14 protein-coding genes and 3 pseudogenes are annotated in these 16,830 nt (G+C 66.9%); 9 read left to right on the top strand and 8 right to left on the bottom strand.

The window, feature by feature from the left end:
- Positions 1 to 276: 276 nt before the first annotated feature.
- Positions 277 to 1,085 (bottom strand): IS5 family transposase gene (locus tag OG429_RS39455; protein ID WP_405681086.1). Its coding sequence is split into 2 segments (ribosomal slippage): positions 277 to 452 and positions 452 to 1,085, totalling 810 coding nucleotides; the frame shifts between segments, so codons are not numbered across the junction.
- Between the two features lie 331 nt (positions 1,086 to 1,416).
- Here OG429_RS39455 and OG429_RS39450 point away from each other — a divergent pair.
- The 4 genes and pseudogenes from OG429_RS39450 to OG429_RS39435 all read left to right on the top strand — a co-directional run.
- Positions 1,417 to 2,277 (top strand): annotated as a pseudogene (locus OG429_RS39450) (ISAzo13 family transposase); the annotation flags it as partial.
- A 69-nt stretch (positions 2,278 to 2,346) separates the two neighbouring features.
- Positions 2,347 to 3,165: a transposase domain-containing protein gene (locus OG429_RS39445; RefSeq protein ID WP_328930054.1), complete on the top strand. Its 819-nt coding sequence runs from the start codon at positions 2,347 to 2,349 to the stop codon at positions 3,163 to 3,165.
- The gene (locus OG429_RS39440; protein ID WP_328930053.1) at positions 3,137 to 3,706 is read left to right on the top strand and encodes a hypothetical protein; all 570 of its coding nucleotides are present in this window, start codon (positions 3,137 to 3,139) and stop codon (positions 3,704 to 3,706) included. Before OG429_RS39445 ends, OG429_RS39440 begins: the two co-directional genes overlap by 29 nt.
- Before the next feature lie 18 nt (positions 3,707 to 3,724).
- Positions 3,725 to 4,402 (top strand): annotated as a pseudogene (locus OG429_RS39435) (ISAzo13-like element transposase-related protein); the annotation flags it as partial.
- Positions 4,403 to 5,172: 770 nt separating this feature from the next.
- On the opposite strand, the gene OG429_RS39430 reads toward OG429_RS39435, so the two are convergent.
- Both OG429_RS39430 and OG429_RS39425 read right to left on the bottom strand, forming a co-directional pair.
- Positions 5,173 to 5,607, bottom strand: coding sequence for a hypothetical protein (locus OG429_RS39430; RefSeq protein ID WP_328930052.1), 435 nt, complete (start codon positions 5,605 to 5,607; stop codon positions 5,173 to 5,175).
- Positions 5,608 to 5,691: 84 nt separating this feature from the next.
- The gene (locus OG429_RS39425) at positions 5,692 to 6,105 is read right to left on the bottom strand and encodes a hypothetical protein (RefSeq protein WP_328930051.1); all 414 of its coding nucleotides are present in this window, start codon (positions 6,103 to 6,105) and stop codon (positions 5,692 to 5,694) included.
- Positions 6,106 to 6,584: 479 nt separating this feature from the next.
- On the opposite strand from OG429_RS39425, the gene OG429_RS39420 reads away from it, so the two are divergent.
- Positions 6,585 to 7,235 carry an AraC family transcriptional regulator gene (locus OG429_RS39420; RefSeq protein ID WP_328930050.1) on the top strand — a complete coding sequence of 217 codons (651 nt, stop codon included), beginning with the start codon at positions 6,585 to 6,587 and terminating at the stop codon, positions 7,233 to 7,235.
- Positions 7,236 to 7,327: 92 nt separating this feature from the next.
- The gene (locus OG429_RS39415) at positions 7,328 to 8,461 is read left to right on the top strand and encodes a hypothetical protein (protein WP_328930049.1); all 1,134 of its coding nucleotides are present in this window, start codon (positions 7,328 to 7,330) and stop codon (positions 8,459 to 8,461) included.
- 90 nt (positions 8,462 to 8,551) lie between these two features.
- On the opposite strand, the gene OG429_RS39410 is transcribed toward OG429_RS39415, so the two are convergent.
- Together OG429_RS39410 and OG429_RS39405 are read right to left on the bottom strand one after the other, a co-directional pair.
- Entirely contained in the window at positions 8,552 to 9,241 is a 690-nt protein-coding gene (locus tag OG429_RS39410; RefSeq protein WP_328930048.1) for an SMI1/KNR4 family protein, read from the bottom strand.
- Between the two features lie 173 nt (positions 9,242 to 9,414).
- Positions 9,415 to 10,995, bottom strand: coding sequence for an FG-GAP-like repeat-containing protein (locus OG429_RS39405; protein ID WP_328930047.1), 1,581 nt, complete (start codon positions 10,993 to 10,995; stop codon positions 9,415 to 9,417).
- Between the two features lie 507 nt (positions 10,996 to 11,502).
- On the opposite strand from OG429_RS39405, the gene OG429_RS39400 reads away from it, so the two are divergent.
- On the top strand, positions 11,503 to 12,612 hold the full coding sequence (locus tag OG429_RS39400; protein WP_328930046.1) for a pyridoxal phosphate-dependent aminotransferase: 1,110 nt from the start codon (positions 11,503 to 11,505) through the stop codon (positions 12,610 to 12,612).
- Complete coding sequence (locus OG429_RS39395; RefSeq protein WP_328930045.1) at positions 12,609 to 13,526, top strand: AEC family transporter; 918 nt, start codon at positions 12,609 to 12,611, stop codon at positions 13,524 to 13,526. The genes OG429_RS39400 and OG429_RS39395 overlap by 4 nt, the downstream gene beginning before the upstream one ends.
- 21 nt (positions 13,527 to 13,547) lie before the next feature.
- On the opposite strand, the gene OG429_RS39390 is transcribed toward OG429_RS39395, so the two are convergent.
- The 3 genes and pseudogenes from OG429_RS39390 to OG429_RS39380 all read right to left on the bottom strand — a co-directional run bounded on the left by OG429_RS39390 (position 13,548) and on the right by OG429_RS39380 (position 16,404).
- Positions 13,548 to 14,072, bottom strand: a complete 525-nt coding sequence (locus OG429_RS39390) for a CGNR zinc finger domain-containing protein (protein WP_328930044.1) — start codon at positions 14,070 to 14,072, stop codon at positions 13,548 to 13,550.
- Positions 14,073 to 14,139: 67 nt separating this feature from the next.
- Positions 14,140 to 15,119: pseudogene (locus OG429_RS39385) on the bottom strand (IS5 family transposase).
- 643 nt (positions 15,120 to 15,762) lie between these two features.
- Entirely contained in the window at positions 15,763 to 16,404 is a 642-nt protein-coding gene (locus OG429_RS39380; RefSeq protein ID WP_328930043.1) for a hypothetical protein, read from the bottom strand.
- Positions 16,405 to 16,452: 48 nt separating this feature from the next.
- On the opposite strand from OG429_RS39380, the gene OG429_RS39375 reads away from it, so the two are divergent.
- Positions 16,453 to 16,719 carry a DUF6247 family protein gene (locus OG429_RS39375; protein WP_328930042.1) on the top strand — a complete coding sequence of 89 codons (267 nt, stop codon included), beginning with the start codon at positions 16,453 to 16,455 and terminating at the stop codon, positions 16,717 to 16,719.
- Positions 16,720 to 16,830 lie beyond the last annotated feature (111 nt).

The raw sequence follows: 16,830 nt of genomic DNA, 5'->3' as shown, positions 1-16,830 counted from the left end.
GCGAGAGCGGGGGTTGGTGGGTCGGACGGGCGTGTGGGAGCGCAAGGCTTACGTCCAGAGTTGGAAGCGGCTCAATGTACGTCAGGCCCGGGTCCCCAGTCCTGCGTTTTCACGAGCTGCCGGTCCTGGTTGACCGCATTCCAGTCGCTGAATTTTTTGATACATTCCCAAGCCTGCAGTCCGGCGCCCAGCTCGGGTGGATTCGGGGCTCTACCGTTCGCTGAGTCGAGGCAGAACCGGCCGCCACCGTATTTGTTCTGAGAGCTCGTAACACGATCATGAGTCGGACTTGTTGAGGCGTCTCCAGCAGATGAGGCTGCAGGCCAGGGAGACGAAGGCGTCGTGGAGTTCGGTGCGGCGCTCCCAGCGGACGGCGAGTCGTTTGAACTGGTGGAGCAGGGCGAAGGTCTGCTCGACGACGTAGCGGAGCTTGCCCATGCCCTTGTGTTGGGGGCGCCTTTGCGGGAGATGACGGGCAGGATCCGGCGTTTGCACAGCTCTTCCCGGTTGGGGTTTGATTCGTATCCCTTGTCGCCGAGCAGGGCGTCCGGGCGTCTGCGGGGCCGGCCGGGGCGGCCCGCGACGGGCGGGATGCCGTCGACCAGGGCGAGGGTCTGGGTGACATCGTTGACATTGGCCGCGGTCGTGACGACTTTCAGCGGGGTCCCGCGTCCGTCGCAGATCAAGTGATGCTTGCTGCCCGTCTTCCGCCGGTCGACCGGCGACGGACCGGTGTCGGCCGCCCCCTTTTTCGCCCGGATGTGAGAGCCGTCCACGCACGCCCTCGACCAGTCGAGCCGGCCGGACGCGTTCAGCTCGGCGAGCAGGATCCGGTGCAGCTGGTCGAAGAACCCTGCCTGCTGCCACCGCTCCAGGCGCCGCCAGCAGGTCTGCCCCGAGCCGAACCCCAGCTCAGGCGGCAGGAGTTGCCACGCGATGTCGTTGTGCAGGACGTACAGGATGCCCTGCAGGCACAACCGGTCCGCCACCGGCCGCGGCCCTGGCGACCTCGTCGGCCAGGGCGGCAGCAGCGGCTCGATCAGTGCCCACAAGTCGTCGTCCACGATCCACGGCCGAGTACTCACACCACCACGAACGGCCGAATCATCGCACCGGTTACGCCCGACCAGCACATCTCAACAAGATCCTGTTACCAGCTCTGAAGGACAGCGCGGGAACCACCAAAGCATTGGTTGGGGTTGGCGCACTCGCTCGCAGTTTTCCGCATTTCCTGTGTCCTCCAGAGTTCATTGTCATTATAGGGATCGCTAAGGGATTGCAGATCATCAAGGTGTTGCTTCCCGACCTGGGGCTCGTTGGTCTGGTATGCGCATCCCGGACGAGACCCGTGACCCACTCTCCGCGAAGTTCGCGGTGTTGTTCCCGCATCTGGACGAGCGGTAGCGACGGCTGCTGATGGGAACCGAGGCCCGGCTGCTGGGGCATGGTGGCATCCGTGCTGTCGCTCGGGCGGCCCAGGTCAGCGAGACGACGGTCCGCAATGGCGTGTTCGAGCTGGAATCCGGAGAGGAGCCGTTGGGGCGGGTCCGGCGTCCCGGCGGAGGACGCAAACGGGTCGCCGATCTGGATCCGGGTGTGCGGCCGGCACTGCTGGCGCTGGTCGAGCCCGATGAGAGGGGCGATCCGATGTCGCCGCTGCGGTGGACTGTGAAATCGACCCGTACGATCGCGGATGAGCTGGCCCGGGCCGGGCACCGGATCAGTGCCGATACCGTGGGCGACCTGCTGCGGGAGGAAGGCTTCAGCCTTCAGGCCAACGCGAAGACACTCGAAGGCAGTCAGCATCCGGACCGGGACGCCCAGTTCCGCTATCTCAACGAGCAGGCCCGCAACCACCGGGACGCCGGCCAGCCGGTCATCAGTGTGGACACCAAGAAGAAGGAACTCGTCGGTGACTTCAAGAACAGCGGCCGCCAGTGGCGTCCCGCCGGTGAGCCTGTCCCGGTCAGCGTCCACGACTTCGCCGATCCGCAGCTGGGCAAAGCCGTCCCCTACGGCATCTACGATCTGACCGCGAACACCGGCTGGGTCAACGTCGGCACCGATCACGACACCGCCGCGTTCGCAGTGGAATCGATCCGCCGCTGGTGGCACGGCCAGGGCCAGGCCGCCTACCCGCAGGCGACACGGCTACTGATCACCGCCGACGCCGGCGGATCCAACGGCTACCGCACCCGGGCCTGGAAGCTCGAGCTGGCCCAACTCGCCGCTGAAACCGGGCTGACGATCACCGTGTGTCATCTACCACCCGGCACACAATGCCGTTGCTTGAACTCGTCAAGCAGTTCGCAGTGACGCTGGAGGGGCGGGGTCGTTGGGCCGGGCATGCATCCTTGGGTGGGGTTGTCCGATCATGTGCGGCTGGGGGTAGTGACCCGATGGGTGACTCCGGAACTCGTCGCCGGGGTGCTGGAGAAGTGCCGGGTCCGGGACAAGAAGCCCGGCGCTCTGCCCGCTGGGTTCATGGTCTATTTCACCCTTGCGCTGGCACTGTTCCAGCAGGACTCCTACGACGATGTCGCTGAACACCTGGTCGGCAGCGTCCCAGAGCTGAGTGCAAGCATTCCGAACAAGTCGTCGTTTACCCGGGCGCGCGGGCGTCTGGGTCCGCTGGTGTTGGAGGGCGTGTTCCGGGAGCTGGCCGGCCCGTTGGCGCCGGTCGGACTGCAGGACTCCTTCTACCGCGGGATGCGGCTGGCCGCGGTAGACGGGTTCGTGCTGGACGCACCGGACACGAAGGTGAACCGGGCCGCGTTCGGCGGGCCGGTCAAGAACGGCCACCCGGCAGGTTTTCCCCAGGTGAGGGTGGTGACGCTGACCGAGTGCGGCACCCACGCGCAGATCGACGCGGCGGTGGGCGGCTTCAACGGCGGCGAGCGTGAACTCGCGATTGCTCTGGCCGTTTCAGCGGCCGGGATGCTCGTGGTCATGGACCGCAACTTTCCCGGGGTCGCCTTATGGAAGGCGTATCTGGAAGCCGGGTCGCATCTCCTGCTCCGGGCCCGTTCACCCGTGGCCCACCGTCCGGTCGAGCATCTCGCTGACGGCACCTACTCGGCGAGGATGAATCTGGCCTGGCCAGAAGGGTGCGCACCCCGGCGGTGTGCTGGTCCGGGTGATCGAGTACCGCGTCAACGGCGGTGAGGTGGTCAGGCTGCTGACCGACCTGCTGGACCCGGTGGAGTATCCGGCGTCGGAGCTGTCAGCTCTGTACCGGGAAAGATGGGAGGCGGAGTCGGCGTTTCGGCAGATCAAGACGTTCCAGCGCGGACCGGCCGAAGTCCTGCGTTCTGGCGACCCCGCCCTTGTCCGGCAGGAGGTCTGGGCGCATCTGACGGTGCACCACTGCCTGACCCGGGTCGTCATGAAGCTGGCTGACGACAACGGTATCGACCCGGACCGGGTGTCGTTCGTCAAAGTCCTCAAGCACACACGCCGCAGCGTGGTCCGCCAGTGCGCGGACACACCCAAGAAGATCAAGACGTTCCTGGCCGTACTTGCGGCGAAGGTGCACCGCAAGCTGGACAACGGCACCCGGCGTCTACGCGAGGCGGACCGGCACCTGAAGCGGCCGGACTCGAAGTACTCCTCCAAGCTCTCCTACCGGATCAACACCCGGGACCGGCAACCCACACGCCGGGTCAAACCCAAGGTCATCACGCTGCATCCCGCGATAGTTCACTAACTCAAGCAACGGCATTGACCCGGCACATCGAAGTGGAACAAGATCGAGCACCGGCTCTTCTCGCACATCACCATGAACTGGAGCGGACGCCCGCTGACCAGCCACGAAGTCATCGTGCAGTCGATCACCGCGACCACCACCCGCACGGGACTGCGCGTGAGGGCCGAGCTGGACACCAACACCTACCCGACCGGAGTCCGCATCAAGGACGCGGACATGGCCGCCCTGCCGCTGACCAGGCACGCCTTCCATGGCGACTGGAACTATGTCCTGCACCCCCAGCCATCGCCCGTGATCCCGACGGCCCGGACCCCGCAGACGCTGGAGTGGGACCAGGCTTTGCTCTCCGATCCCGCACTGACCGGGATGACTCGCCGGCACCTGAACGATCTCACCGCGGCTCTGGCGCCAGACGGGGATATCCGGCGCGGCCGCCCGCCCCGGCTGGCCTTCCCCGACCAGGTCCTGGCCACCGTGCTCCACCTACGGGCCGCCTTGGCCGCGGAACCCCTCGCCGTGCTGTTCGGCACCAGCCGCACCGCCATGCACCGCACCCTCTTAAAGAACCGGCGACTGCTCAAGGCACACGGCATCACCATCCCACCCGCGACAACCCCACCCACGGCCCTCGCCGCCCTTCAGGCCCGCGTCCAGTCTCAGACCGGCGAGGACAACAAGATCAAAACAACGTGTTAATGATCTGCAACCCCTTAGAGACGCGCCTCCCAGGAATGACGCCCCCGCCCGCCCCGGCAGCCGCACTGGGGCCGGGGCAAAGAGCCCCGACCAGCCGGGGGGTGGGCTGGCCGGGGCCTGCCCCGGCCAGCGGGGGGGGGCCGGGGGCATGCGGGGCGGAGCCGCAAGGGCCGTCACTTCACAGCGGATCCCCCGACTCCAGCCGAACGATCCTCGCAGGCGAACACCCACCACGCCTGCCGGACACGCATCCCGGGGCGGCGACATGCGGACCCGGACGCGCTCTCCGATGCCGCTGTTCGGGCCACCCCTGGCCGCCGAGCATCGTGAAGGATGCATGCAGACCTGTACAAGCCCCGGCCATAATCGGCAGCTGCTGACCGGCGGCCGACAGACCCAAACCGACGAGGCCACGCCCGAGACGGGGTCCAACCGCCGCCACGCCTCCCGCCGACGGCTGCCGTTGTCCCGCGCTCAGCACGAATACCGTGGATTCCGAATAGCGCTCCCCACCAGCAGAACTGACGCCGTGGTCGGCGGCGCGACGGAAGGCGTACGCGAACGACCAGGCGCCCCCGGACACGCTGACCGCAGTGCAGTCTGGGCTACGGCGGGGGCGTCATGCGGCGCATCCCTCCAGCCCCCACCGCCTCCGGCGCCGGGGCAGGGACCGAAGCCGCGGCGGAAACGGGCTGCGGCTCAGAGGCCGAGACGGGCCCAGGTGCGGGTGCCCGTTCGGCAGCCTCGCTCAGCACAAAAGGCCAGAGGCATCACCAATAGGTTCCGCAGTCAATCTTCTGGTTGTCACCGAACGCGAGGCAGGCATACACCTTGGCGTTTTTGGCGTTATACGCGGGCTCCGTAGACAGAGGCGCATCATCTCCGTACTTGATGGCAGCTCCGATCTTCTTCCACCGCTCGGTGCCTGTGGTGCAGTCGTTCCACACAAGCCAGGCCACGACTGAATGCCCGTCAGTGTCGGTGTCCATCACCCGACCGGTGCCCTCCTTGATCTTCGCGTACGAGCAGTCGGCGCGGGTAGCACCGCCAGTGACGAGTCGCCCACTGGCGAACCCTGCCCGTATGCCGGCTGCTTTGGGTGACACCTGGAACCCCATGGACCATGCGTAGGCGCTCTCGGGGACCAGTAGAGCGATGGCTGCCGCCATGGAAACAGCCAGTATGGAGGCGTTCTTCTTGTTCACTTCCGCTCCCTCTGTGCTCGATGATTTCTGGGCCCAGCAGAGGCCCTCAGGATTGCGAACTCCACACGAACCCGGCTGTCGTTCCTAAGGCTTGTTGTACGGGTTGTCGATGAATCGCCCACTGCAGTCCGGAGCCCACCAGCCGCGACACACTCTGACGTTGACTCCGTATCCGGCCTGAAGGGATATCGACGAGTCACGAACGGACTTCCCGCAGCCCAGCGTGTTTTTCAGGTAGTAGTCGTCAGGGCCACTTACCTCAATCTCGACATAAACGGTAGTTGAGTCACACGCCCCGGTGTTCTTGAGTGTCAGGCTCTCGATCCAGAAGATGTTCTTACTAGCCCCCCGCCACTCGTACGTTCCGCTGACCGCCACACCCGGGCCTGTCGTCCAGAGACTGTTGCTGACCGTTTGGGCTGTGGCGGTGGAGGGTGCAAACGCGAGGGCTGCAGCTGCTACGCCAACAGCCGAAATCGCAGTGCGTAATTTCTGCATGCATTCTCCTATTGTTGTCGCAGGTAGAATTGATTGATCGTTACTTGTCGATTGATGTGCGAGGCTAGAGGTTTCCTTCTTGCGATTCAGCATTGCTGTAGCGGTTGACTCATCTGAACACTGGTGCCCGCGCCGGGCTGACGGGCGCCGCGCGGGGTGTGGCCAGAATGCAGCGTCGCTAGGGCGGTCGCCTTGTACAAAGGCGCACTCTCTTCATGAAGACGACTGACGCGCGGCGGCACGGGGTCGCAGACGGGGGTTGAAACGTCATGGAGACGAGTGGCAGGGAAGAGCGTCGCGCCTCGGATCGATTCCGGGCTCAGGTCGTGATGTACAGAGGTCATCGCACTGCGGGGCGGGGAGCGGACAGGCTCACTCTCCCCTCGGCCACAGTGACGTTGATCCTGGGCTGGGGAGACCCTTTGCGTCTGTCCCACGGCGCCCGGAGTGCTCCGGCGCAGCGGACTACATGGCATGCGATGCTCGCTGGCCTGCAGACGTCGTCGGTAAGGGGCGGTTTCTCTGGCGTCGCGGAGGCGGTCGAGGTGGAATTCACCCCGCTCGGCGCGTACATGTGCCTGGGGTTGCCGCTGCACCACCTGGCCAACAGCCATGTGCACCCGGATGAGGTGATGGGCGCCGGCTGGTCAGCCAGGCTCACCGAGCAGCTCATTGCGGTACCGGACTGGGAAGGGCGCTGGGCGGTGATCGAGAACGCCCTGGAACGGCGGATGGTGGACGCTCCCCCGCCGTCACCGGTCATTACTGCGGCATGGAGCCGACTGCACGCCTGCCACGGGCGGATATCCGCCAAAGAACTTGCTGCGGCCACGGGCCGCAGCAGCCGGCGGTTGCAGTTGCTCTTCCGCGAGCAGATCGGACTGCCACCGCAATCCGTCAGCCGGATCCTCCGGTTTCAACGCGCGCTGACCTTGCCGTCCGACGCCTGCCGGTCGCTGGCTGACCGGGCGACTCTGAGTGGCTACTACGACCAGGCACACATGAACCGTGACTTCCGTGAGCTGGCCGGACTCACACCCGCACAGCTCTGTGCCCTCGCCGACCGAGCCGCCTCCCGAGATAGGGCTCCTGGCGACGGACGACTGCCCCATGTGTTCGATCGAGAATGACGCGCTCCTCGCCGTCGCCGACCAATGCGGCACCACCGAGAGTTGCAGTGGCCATCAGCCAGGGATGCCGTGCCGGTCGCTATGCTGCCGAGATGACCGCGCAGTCGCCCCCGACGCTGACCCTGGAAGCCGCCAGGGACCTTCAGAAAATGCTTCGAGCCGACATCGGGCCGGGCCTCAGCGAGCGGGAACTCAACGCAATCGAGGCACGGTTCGGCTTCACTTTCTCGGCGGACCATAGGGTCTTCCTCGCCGCCGGGCTCCCGCACGGTTCGCGAAGCTGGCCCGACTGGCGGCATGGCGACCCCGAAGACTTGGCTTCGCGGCTCTCCCAACCGGCGGAGGGGGTCCTGTTCGACGTGGAGCGCAACGGATTCTGGCATCCCGCCTGGAGCCCGAGGCCCGCAGAGACAGCCGACGCGCTCCAGCTCGCCCGGTCCGAGTTGGCGGCCGTTCCACAGCTGGTCCCCCTCTACAGCCACCGCTACCTGCCAGGCACAGCCGGCGAGTGGGGCCACCCCGTGCTGTCCGTCCACCAGACCGACATCATCTTCTACGGGAACGACCTCGCCGACTACATACGAAACGAGTTCACCGGCCGGGCGAGCAAGCTCCCGGCCCACGCGACCGTCGGCTTCTGGTCGTACTTCGTCGAGGCCGGTCCGGGCACCGACGTCACCGCACCCACGCCGTACTCCCCGTACGCCGTCAGCGCGGCGGAGGCTCTCGAATGCCTGCGGATGCTGGCACTGGAACGTCTGATCGGCCGGCAGCACTACCCGCACCAACTGATCGAGGCAGGGCTGACGGCACGGGTCCTCGACGTCGAGACGCAGTCGCTTTCGCTGCTCGCCGGCCTGTCGCGCACGGAGCATGAGAGCGCTGATGTGCTCTTCGATCAGGTACTGACCGAGCTGGGTCTGTCCGATGGCCTTCCCGCCGATGACACCGGTATCCCCTGGGAGGCGGCCCGCTGGGAACTCGTGCGCTGGTGGCTCCAGCTGATCGTGAACGGGAGTATGGCCCCCGGAGCTGGCGGTGACGTGATCACCTACGAGGGCTGGGGTGCACTGGCCCGGCCGCAGGCGCTTACGCCGCTGGTCGACAACGTCGATGCGTACAACGACCGGGCAGCGATCCAGAGCGGCACACGCGAGCAGCTGACCGGAGCGATCGTCACAGAGGCCGAGCGGCTGCTCGCCGGTCCCTGGCCACCGTCGGCCTGATCTCCCGGCAGCCGTGGAAGTTCCCCCTCCGTTGAATGCCGGAGCGAGTCAGAGGACGAGCAGCCCTGGCCGTACCAGAGATCCGCATCATCAGGCGTTCGTAGGTGGCTGGTGTGCGGTGAGCTCCGCCCGTTCCAGCCAGTCGATGTACCAACGGGCGAAGGTGACCGGCTTCCCGGCGTCGTCGAGGAGCGGGACGAGGTCGGCGTCGTCAGCCCGGCAGTCGGACCAGATGGTGCCGCGGTGGGTGCCGCTGATGATCAGCCACTCCCTCTGAGCGCAGCCGAGGTGGGAGATCACGATGGCGCCGGCGGTGCGCTCGGGGGTGAACATCAGGGCTTCCCAGCGTTCGTCCCATGCTTCGATGGCGTCGTCGAAGTCCTCGATCTCGTCGAAGTCCTCTTCTTCAGGGCGTTCGGTGAGAAGTGCGTCGAGGGCTTCGGGGTCCGGGCCGTGGTCAGGAAAGGGGCGGGCGAGCATGGTCAGGTCGGCCAAGTCGGCTCCGTCTCCTTCCCAGCGCCAGCGGCCTTGTACGCGGCGCACGGGGAAGAGGCCGTATGCGGGCCCCGCGCCGCCGGCGCCCACGCAGGTGAGGAAAGTCCGGTAGTCCTCCGGCAATCGCACACCCATCTGGGCTTCGAGTTCGGCAAGCGCGTCATCGGATAGCGGGTCTTCCAGGGCCCACCTGTGCCCGAGCGAGCCGAACACCTCGCCGCTCGACGGCTGGGTACCCAGCGCGGCCACTCGCTCGCGCACACCGTTCCACTGCTGATCAACCATGCGCAGACCGTACGCGGAGCCAGTGACAGCGGAAGCGGCCGGGGAGGCCCGGATCTCGGGCTTTCGCGCGTCGCCCTGGCGACGAGGGCGTCGCTTCGGCGCCTGCCCCCGGACATGACGGCGCCCGGCCGGGACTGGTCCCGGCCGGGCGCCGTCATGGTGGGGCTGGGTTTCTATCCGATGGTGAGGAAGGTGTTCCAGCCGTCTTCGTCTCTGCCGGATGCGGCGCCGAGGGTGGCGGTTCCGCCTTGGTAGAGCCATTGGTTTCCGAGGGTGTCCACGGCCCAGATGTCGGGGATGCCGTCGCCAGTGGCGTCGGGGGTGCCGAGGATCACGGGGATGGTGGTGCGGCCCCAGCCGGTGGTGGCGTAGGTGTAGTCCACGCCGCCGGCCGCGCTGGCGGCGTCTTTGAGGGAGACGAGGTCGACTCCGCCGTTCGGACTGGGCTTGCCCTTGCGGAGGGCGATGCCGCGGTTGGGGTTGGCGTTGTCGCGGAAGAGGAGGTCGGGGACCTTGTCTCCGGAGATGTCGCGGACGCCGATGACGTCGCGGTCGGCCCAGACCGTGGTGGCCACCTTCTTGTAGGAGGTGAAGCTGGATCCGGTGTAGCCGGAGAAGGACCACAGGACGTCGTCGGCGATGGCGAACATGTCGGCGAAGCCGTCGCCGTCGATGTCCTCGGTGACGACGATCTGCCGGAAGGTTGCCGGATCGGGTGCGCCTGTGGGCAGGAGGATTTCCATGCGGCGGCCGACGTCGAACTGGCCGGTGCCGATGCCCGGGTAGACATACAGCTTTCCGTCGGGCATGCGGGCGATGAGATCGGTCAGTCCGTCACCGGGGAACCAGTCGGTGGAGTGGCCGATGAGTGCGGGCTTGCCGTTGGCGCCGGTCTTCCAGTAGCCGTCGGCGGGCTTGCCGTCCTGGATGGCACCGGGGATGTAGACGTCGGTGTCTCCGACCGCATCGCCGGCGTAGGAGCGGAGATTTCCGTCCTTGTCGATGGCGAAGAGGTCGGGGTTGCCGTCGCCGGTGGCATCGCCGGGCTTGTCCTGCCCGGCCCTGGGGCTGACGAGGAACTGGTAAGTGGTCTGCGGGGAGATGTTGCCGTACTTGTTGACGGTGCGGACGTACAGGACGTTGGGACCGGACGTGTCGACTTGAAGGCGGATTTCGGCCCGGTCACCGCTGGTGGGGGTCGGCACCGCCTTCTTGTCGAACAGGGGGCGGTTCAGGCTCCACTGGTATTCGCGGATGTCCTCGGCCTTGGCACCGTTGCCGCTGACCGTGATCACCTGGTCAGGTGTGCTGGCCGGCTTCTCGCTCCACACGGAGTAGTCCGGGCCGGGCGCCGGGAAGTCGGTTGAGGAGACGGCTGGGTTTTGCGGGACTGAGTGGCTGACGGTGAAGGTGCACCAGCCGCCGCCTCCGGAGTCGTTCGGTCCGCTGCCGGATCCCCATCCGTCCCAGTCGTTCGTGCGGGAGAGCCAGTAGTACTTCCTGCCGTCGGTGAACTTGTCGAAGGGCACTTCGTGGGTGACGACGCCGTCGGTGTTGGGCCATATCCACTCGTTGTAGATCTGAGTTCCGCTTGCGGCGTCCCACACCTCGATCTGGACCTGCCTGAGGTTGCCGTCGCGGTCGCTGCCCTTGGCCTGGAAGGTCACGTTCGTCTTGCCGATGGCGGTGCCGGGGCTGGTGGTCAGGCACGGGCCGCCGGGGGAGGTCTGCATGTTCGCGGCGGTCGGGGGCACACATCAAGGGTCGGCGTTCCGGCCGGGGCCTCGCATCGGGTGAGGAACAGCGGGCCGCGGGTGCGGTCGGCTGTCAGGCGGGCAGCAGCTGGGCGGTGCCGGACTGCCGGTCCCTCTTCCAGCCTGACAGTGTCCAGGATTGGCGAAAGTCGTACCTCTTCGATGCATGGGCGGCGCCGGCGGCGACGGGACGGCTGCGCCTGCCTGTGTCACCACTTCGCGCGTGAGGACTGCTCATGATGGCCACAGCCGTTGCTTTCGGGGCGCCGGGCAGTCAGACCTGCTGAGTCCCCTCACGGAAATCCTGTAATGGTTGTCATGCCTCGCAGTGTTACATCAGCCTGTCGGCATGCACTCTTTGACACCCAGTGCCCGGGGCACTGACTCTTCCCACCCCCACCGGCGAGACAGAGCGGCCGCCGGTTCTACGGATGTTCCGTTCGGCTCGGGGAGGGCTGGCTGGTGACTGGCTGCCCGGTGACACCTTCCGGCTCACCCATCCTGGAGATGGCCCGCCGCGCGGCCGAGTATCGCGCGGAAGGCCGTCGCATCCTCGACCTCACGCTCGGCGAGCCCGACTTCGCCCCGCCTGCGCACGCGGTTCTTGCCGCCCAGGAGGCCGCCGCCCGCCCGTTGGGCTACACCCCCGCCAACGGGATACCGGAACTGCGCCAGGCCGCACGGCATGCGCTGGAACGAGACCGCGCCCTGAGGTACACGGATGCCGAGGTGGCCGTGGGATGCGGTGCCAAACAGGTCATCTTCAACGCGCTCTTCGCCACCCTGGGCCCGGGCGACGAGGTGGTCATCCCGGCGCCCTACTGGGCTAGTTACCCGGACATGGTTCGTCTGTGCGGCGCCGTGCCCGTGATCGTTGCCTGCTCGGCCGAATCAGGGTTCAGGCTCGCTCCCGACGCCCTGGAAGCGGCCATGACCGAACGCACGCGCTGGGTCGTGCTCAACGCTCCCGGAAACCCGTCGGGCGCCACCTACAGCCATGACACCCTGACCGGTCTCGCCGAGGTCCTGCGACGGTACCCCTCGTCGATGATTCTTTCGGACGAGATCTACGCCCACATCCGCTACGGCGGGGGCAAGTACATCAGCATCGCGCAGGTCGCGCCTGACCTGCGCGAGCGGATCCTGCTGGTCGACGGCGTCTCCAAGGCGTACGCGATGACCGGCTGGAGGGTCGGCTGGGGGGTCGGCCCGGCCGAACTTGTCCGTCGTATCACCGCCGTACAGACACAGAACTGCACGCAGACGGCAACCGTCAGCCAGATCGCCGCTGTCGCCGCCTTGGAGGGGCCGCAGGAACTGCTGGCACAGCGGTGTGAAACGTACCGCCAACGGCGCGATGCGGCTCTGGCGATTCTGCGGCAGAGCCGGCACCTGGACACGCTGGAACCCGACGGAGCGTTCTACCTCCTTCCGCGTCTTGCGAAGGGCGACGACCTCACCGCGGCGAACTCCCTCCTCGAAGCGGGATGCGCGACCGTCCCGGGCAGCGCCTTCGGCGCGCCGGACCACCTGCGGCTCTCCTTCGCCACCGACATCGCCACCCTGGAAGAGGGCTGCCGCATCATCGTCGCCACGCTGGACGGAATCCCGGCGTGATCGCACTGACCGTCAAGGCCCTGATCCCGGTCGTCCTGCTGATCGCGCTGGGCTACGCGCTCAAGCGATCGATGATCACGGCCGAGGGCTTCTGGTCCGCAGCCGAGCGCCTCAGCTATCACGTGCTGCTGCCGGCTCTGTTCCTGCACAGTCTGGCTACGGCCGACACCGACGATCTGCCGGTAGCGGCCCTGGCAGGCACTCTGGTCGCCTCCACGGTGACAGTCGCCGTGCTGATCATCGCCTTCAGGCCCATGATGCGACTGCAAGACGACGGCTTCACCTCCGTCTTCCAGGGCAGCGTCAGGTTCAACAACTACATCGGCGTGACCATCGCCGCCGGCCTGTACGGCGCCCAGGGCATCGCCACCGCCGCGGTCTGCAACGCGGCGATCGTGCCCACGGTCAACATCTTGTGCGTGCTGGTCTTCGCGCGGTTCGGGAGCGCACGCCTGAGCCTTGCGGGCATCGTCAAACAGCTCGTGACCAACCCGCTCATCCTCGCCTGCGCGGGAGGCATCCTCCTCCAGGCTCTCGATCTGCGCCTGCCGCCGGGCATCGAGCCCGCGCTCCAGGCACTCGGAGCCGCCTCGATGCCGCTGGGGCTGCTGTGCATCGGCGCCGCGCTGCGCTTCGGTGCGGCACGGTCGTGGGCGGCGCCGATCCTCACGTCGTCGTCCGTCAAGTTCGCCCTCATGCCCGCCGCGACCTTCCTGACGGTTCAGATGGTCGGCCTGGGCTCCCAGGCGCTGATCATCGCCGTGCTCTTCCAGGCCCTGCCCACGGCATCGTCCTCGTACATCATGGCGAGGCAACTCGGCGGCGACGCACCGCTGATGGCCGGGATCACCGCGACGCAGACACTTCTGGGGATCGGCGCCGTCCCGCTCGTCCTGGCGCTGGTCTCGGCATAGCGCTTGCAACCGGGCGGAAGGCTAGCGCCGCTTCATGCGGTGGCGGCGGACCGCATCGGTGTTGGCACAGCGCGCGCAACAGTAGGCGCGGCGACCGCTGCGGCTGGTGTCGACGAAGGCGGTCCGACAGGAGTCCAGCGAGCAGACGCCCAGCCGTTCCCCCTCGGCCTCCATGGTGAAGATGGCCAGAGCTCCCGCAGTCACGGCTTTCACACGGCTTTGGACGTCCTGGCCGTCCGGTGCGAAGTGCAGATGTGGCCGCAAGTCGTCGTGCGTGGTCAGGTACACGCTTCCAGCGCCGTCCGCGAGCAGAGCGTTGATCATCTCGCACCGCTCGTCCTGCGAGGCAGCCTCGAAAACGGGCCTCAAACGCCGCGACCACGCCCTGAGCTTCTCACCGGCCGAGCCAGTGACACGCGAACGCCGGATCGCATGCTCTTGCAGGGCCCGTTCCAGTGCCTCAGCCCCCCAGGCACCACTGGACTCGAGATTTACCAGCGACACGGCCAGGTGGACCCCGACCATGTTGTCATGTTCAAACTTCACTCAACCATTGCAACACATGCCGGGATCCGCCGGACAGAGGGCTACTAGGGCCTGTGTGATGTCGTGATCAGTCGGCGGCTTTCAGTAGGTCGTCGATCCAGATCATTGCGGCGCGGAGGTGGAGGCCGGCGAGGTAGCTGTCCGGGGTCTTGTCGCAGCGGGTGGCGATGCCTCGCCAGGCCTTCAGCTTGTTGATCAGGCGTTCGACGGTGTTCCGTTCCTTGTAGAGGTCGGCGTCGTGGCTGACGGGTCGGCCGCCTCGTGCGCCCTTCTTCTTGCGGTTGGCGGCCTGGTCCCGCTTTTCCGGGATGACTGCCTTGATACCGCGTCTGCGCAGGTAGGAGCGGTTGCCGCGAGACGAGTAGGCCTTATCTGCGGCGACCGCGCCGGGCCTGGTGCGGGGACGCCCGACAGGCAGGCGGACTCTCACCTGCGCGAGCACGGGGATGAACTGCGGGCTGTCCCCGGCCTGTCCGGCGGTCAGGACCAGCGCAAGCGGACGGCAGCTGCGGTCCGCGGCAAGATGAATCTTGCTGGTCAGTCCGCCCCGGGACCTGCCGAGCAGGGCTTCCTTCAGGCGGAGCTTGCGTCTGCGCCGGATGCGCCGACGCTCTGCCTGTCCGTTCTGTTCCTCCGGTCCGCCCCTTTTTGCCGGGCTGTCTCCTGCTCCTGCGCGGCTTCTTCCAGGGCCTCCATGAGGTGCTTGCTGACGCGCATCCCCGCCGCGTCATGGTGGGCGCGGACCGTTGTGGAATCCACGCTGACCAGCGACAAGTCCGTTCTGCCCACCCGGGCGCCCTCCGCGATCAGGCCTTCCAGCAGGGCGGTGAATACACCGGCGTCCCGCCAGACGCGGAAGCGTCCGTAGACGGTGGCCCACGGGCCGAACTCGGCCGGCATCTCCCGCCACTGGGCACTGGACCGGAACCGCCAGATCACACCCTCGAACTGCTCCCGCAACCGCTCCGGGTACGGGCCGTACCTACCGATCGGCAGGTACGGCTCGATAAACTTCCACTGAGCATTGGCGAGTTGCCTGCGTGTCACGACCACAGTCCTACCGGATTCCACCCCGCGAACAGGACAGAACCCAAGAATGATCACGACATCACACAGGCCTTAGGGGGGTGGCTCCCACGCCTCGGGACCGGCGCCCCTCCACTCCACGAAGTCGGGCCCGGTGGGTCTGGCTTTGTTCACGGGTAGTGGTTCTGGCTCAACTTCTCAGAAGTGATGCTGTTGGCGATCTTCGCTCGGTGGGGTGAAAGCACTTCGACATGCTGTTCGTGCTGGCGGTCGGTGTGCTGCTGTTGTCGAGCGGGGTGGTTCTGCCGGTCGGAGGGGGCCGGGATGGCGATGAGGGTTTGCTTCGGGTCGTGTGGTGCCGGCTCTGACCGTGAGGATGGCCCGGGCGACTCTGCCGCAACCTGCCCACCTAAGATCGCCAACAGCATCGCTTCCGTGATGACCACGGCTGGCGCGAGTGTGGGAGCAGACGGCGAGTTCAGGGGCCCATGCTTGGCCGGCCGTGCGGGTGACCGCGCAGATCGTGGTCGCGTGACGAGGTACAGCCGGCCACTCTGCGGTCCGGCGGTGGTCACACGGGACGTGGAATCACGCCTGGCGGAAGTAGTGGCCGACGCGTGAGGGCCCGCGGTCCGGGCCTCGCGGGCCCGGGCCGCGGGTGCCGTCACGCGTCGGGGTTCTTGCCCTCCGCTGTCTTCTTGATCCGGTCGATCTGAAGTTTCGCGAGTCCTTGCAGGTCGTCCGCTTTCCTCTGGTCGTATCCGTTGAGGTAGACGACGACCCCGCCCACGCGCATCATCACCTCAACGCTGTACTCGCCGCTGACGTCTTCGGAGAACGCGTCCGTTTCGTCTGCGCCCGCCGAGACGGTCAACGGCGCCGGGGGGCTCCCGCCCTGCGACGCCTGCTTGCGCTTGTTGGCCACCAGGCCCTTGAATGCCACGCCCGCGTTCTCGGCGGTGTCGAAGGAGTAGACGTGGAAGTACACGGGTGCCCCCTTGCCCGTCGATTCCGCGTTTTCCTTGGTCTCGACGGACCGGTGGCCGTAGGCCATGAGCCCGGCGCAGCTCGTCTGGGTATCGGGCCCGCACTCCTTTGCCGCTTTCGCACCCTCGTCCACCTGCGGCTTGGACGCCCAGTTTCCCCCGATCCAGCCTTCAGGAAGGCTCCCGCCGCTCGGTATCGCCACACGCACCTGCTCCAGCGGCCTCGCACCCTCGTGCCCCTCCAGAGAGTCGCCGTTCGCGCGGCCAGCCGGATCGCCTCCGCACCCGGCCAACACCACCGCCAGCACCGCCAGCACCATCCCCGTGTCGCCCTCTTCACCGTCAACTCCTCTGAACACACAGAACACTTGGAACGGCCACTCAACAACATCGCAGACCGGAACGCCATCAGCGTTGGAACCTGGATCAGATTCGGGGTGCCGGCCTTCGAGCGGGACTGGGCCAAGGCCCTGGAGGACTCCCGCCACACCTACAGCCTCACCCCGCTCCACGACGTCGTCCGCACCTGGCAGCTGCGCGTCGCCGCGGCCCCGGCCATCGACGCGTACATGGACTCCGGCCGCGACGAGACCGGCTTCGTCGATGTGGACGACATCCTCGGTACCCGCCGGTGACCGGTGAGCCATGGGCGGTGCGCCTGTCCCCGCAGGCCGCGAAGGTGCTACTGAACTTGAAGGCGGGTTGTCGTAGGGGGCTGACGGTTGGTGATCGTTGCGGTATGCCGG

Source organism: Streptomyces sp. NBC_00190, assembly GCF_036203305.1.
Taxonomy (GTDB): Bacteria; Actinomycetota; Actinomycetes; order Streptomycetales; family Streptomycetaceae; genus Streptomyces.
The sequence above is the reverse complement of the archived record's forward strand: the minus strand, read 5'-3'. Positions and strand labels throughout refer to the sequence as shown.

Excerpts from the sequence above, each read along its gene's own strand:
- OG429_RS39445 (WP_328930054.1), top strand. The coding sequence starts at position 2,347 with ATGCATCCTTGGGTGGGGTTGTCCGATCATGTGCGGCTGGGGGTAGTG.
- OG429_RS39425 (WP_328930051.1), bottom strand. The coding sequence starts at position 6,105 with ATGCAGAAATTACGCACTGCGATTTCGGCTGTTGGCGTAGCAGCTGCA.
- OG429_RS39420 (WP_328930050.1), top strand. The coding sequence starts at position 6,585 with ATGCTCGCTGGCCTGCAGACGTCGTCGGTAAGGGGCGGTTTCTCTGGC.
- OG429_RS39415 (WP_328930049.1), top strand. The coding sequence starts at position 7,328 with ATGACCGCGCAGTCGCCCCCGACGCTGACCCTGGAAGCCGCCAGGGAC.
- OG429_RS39410 (WP_328930048.1), bottom strand. The coding sequence starts at position 9,241 with ATGGTTGATCAGCAGTGGAACGGTGTGCGCGAGCGAGTGGCCGCGCTG.
- OG429_RS39400 (WP_328930046.1), top strand. The coding sequence starts at position 11,503 with ATGGCCCGCCGCGCGGCCGAGTATCGCGCGGAAGGCCGTCGCATCCTC.
- OG429_RS39380 (WP_328930043.1), bottom strand. The coding sequence starts at position 16,404 with ATGGTGCTGGCGGTGCTGGCGGTGGTGTTGGCCGGGTGCGGAGGCGAT.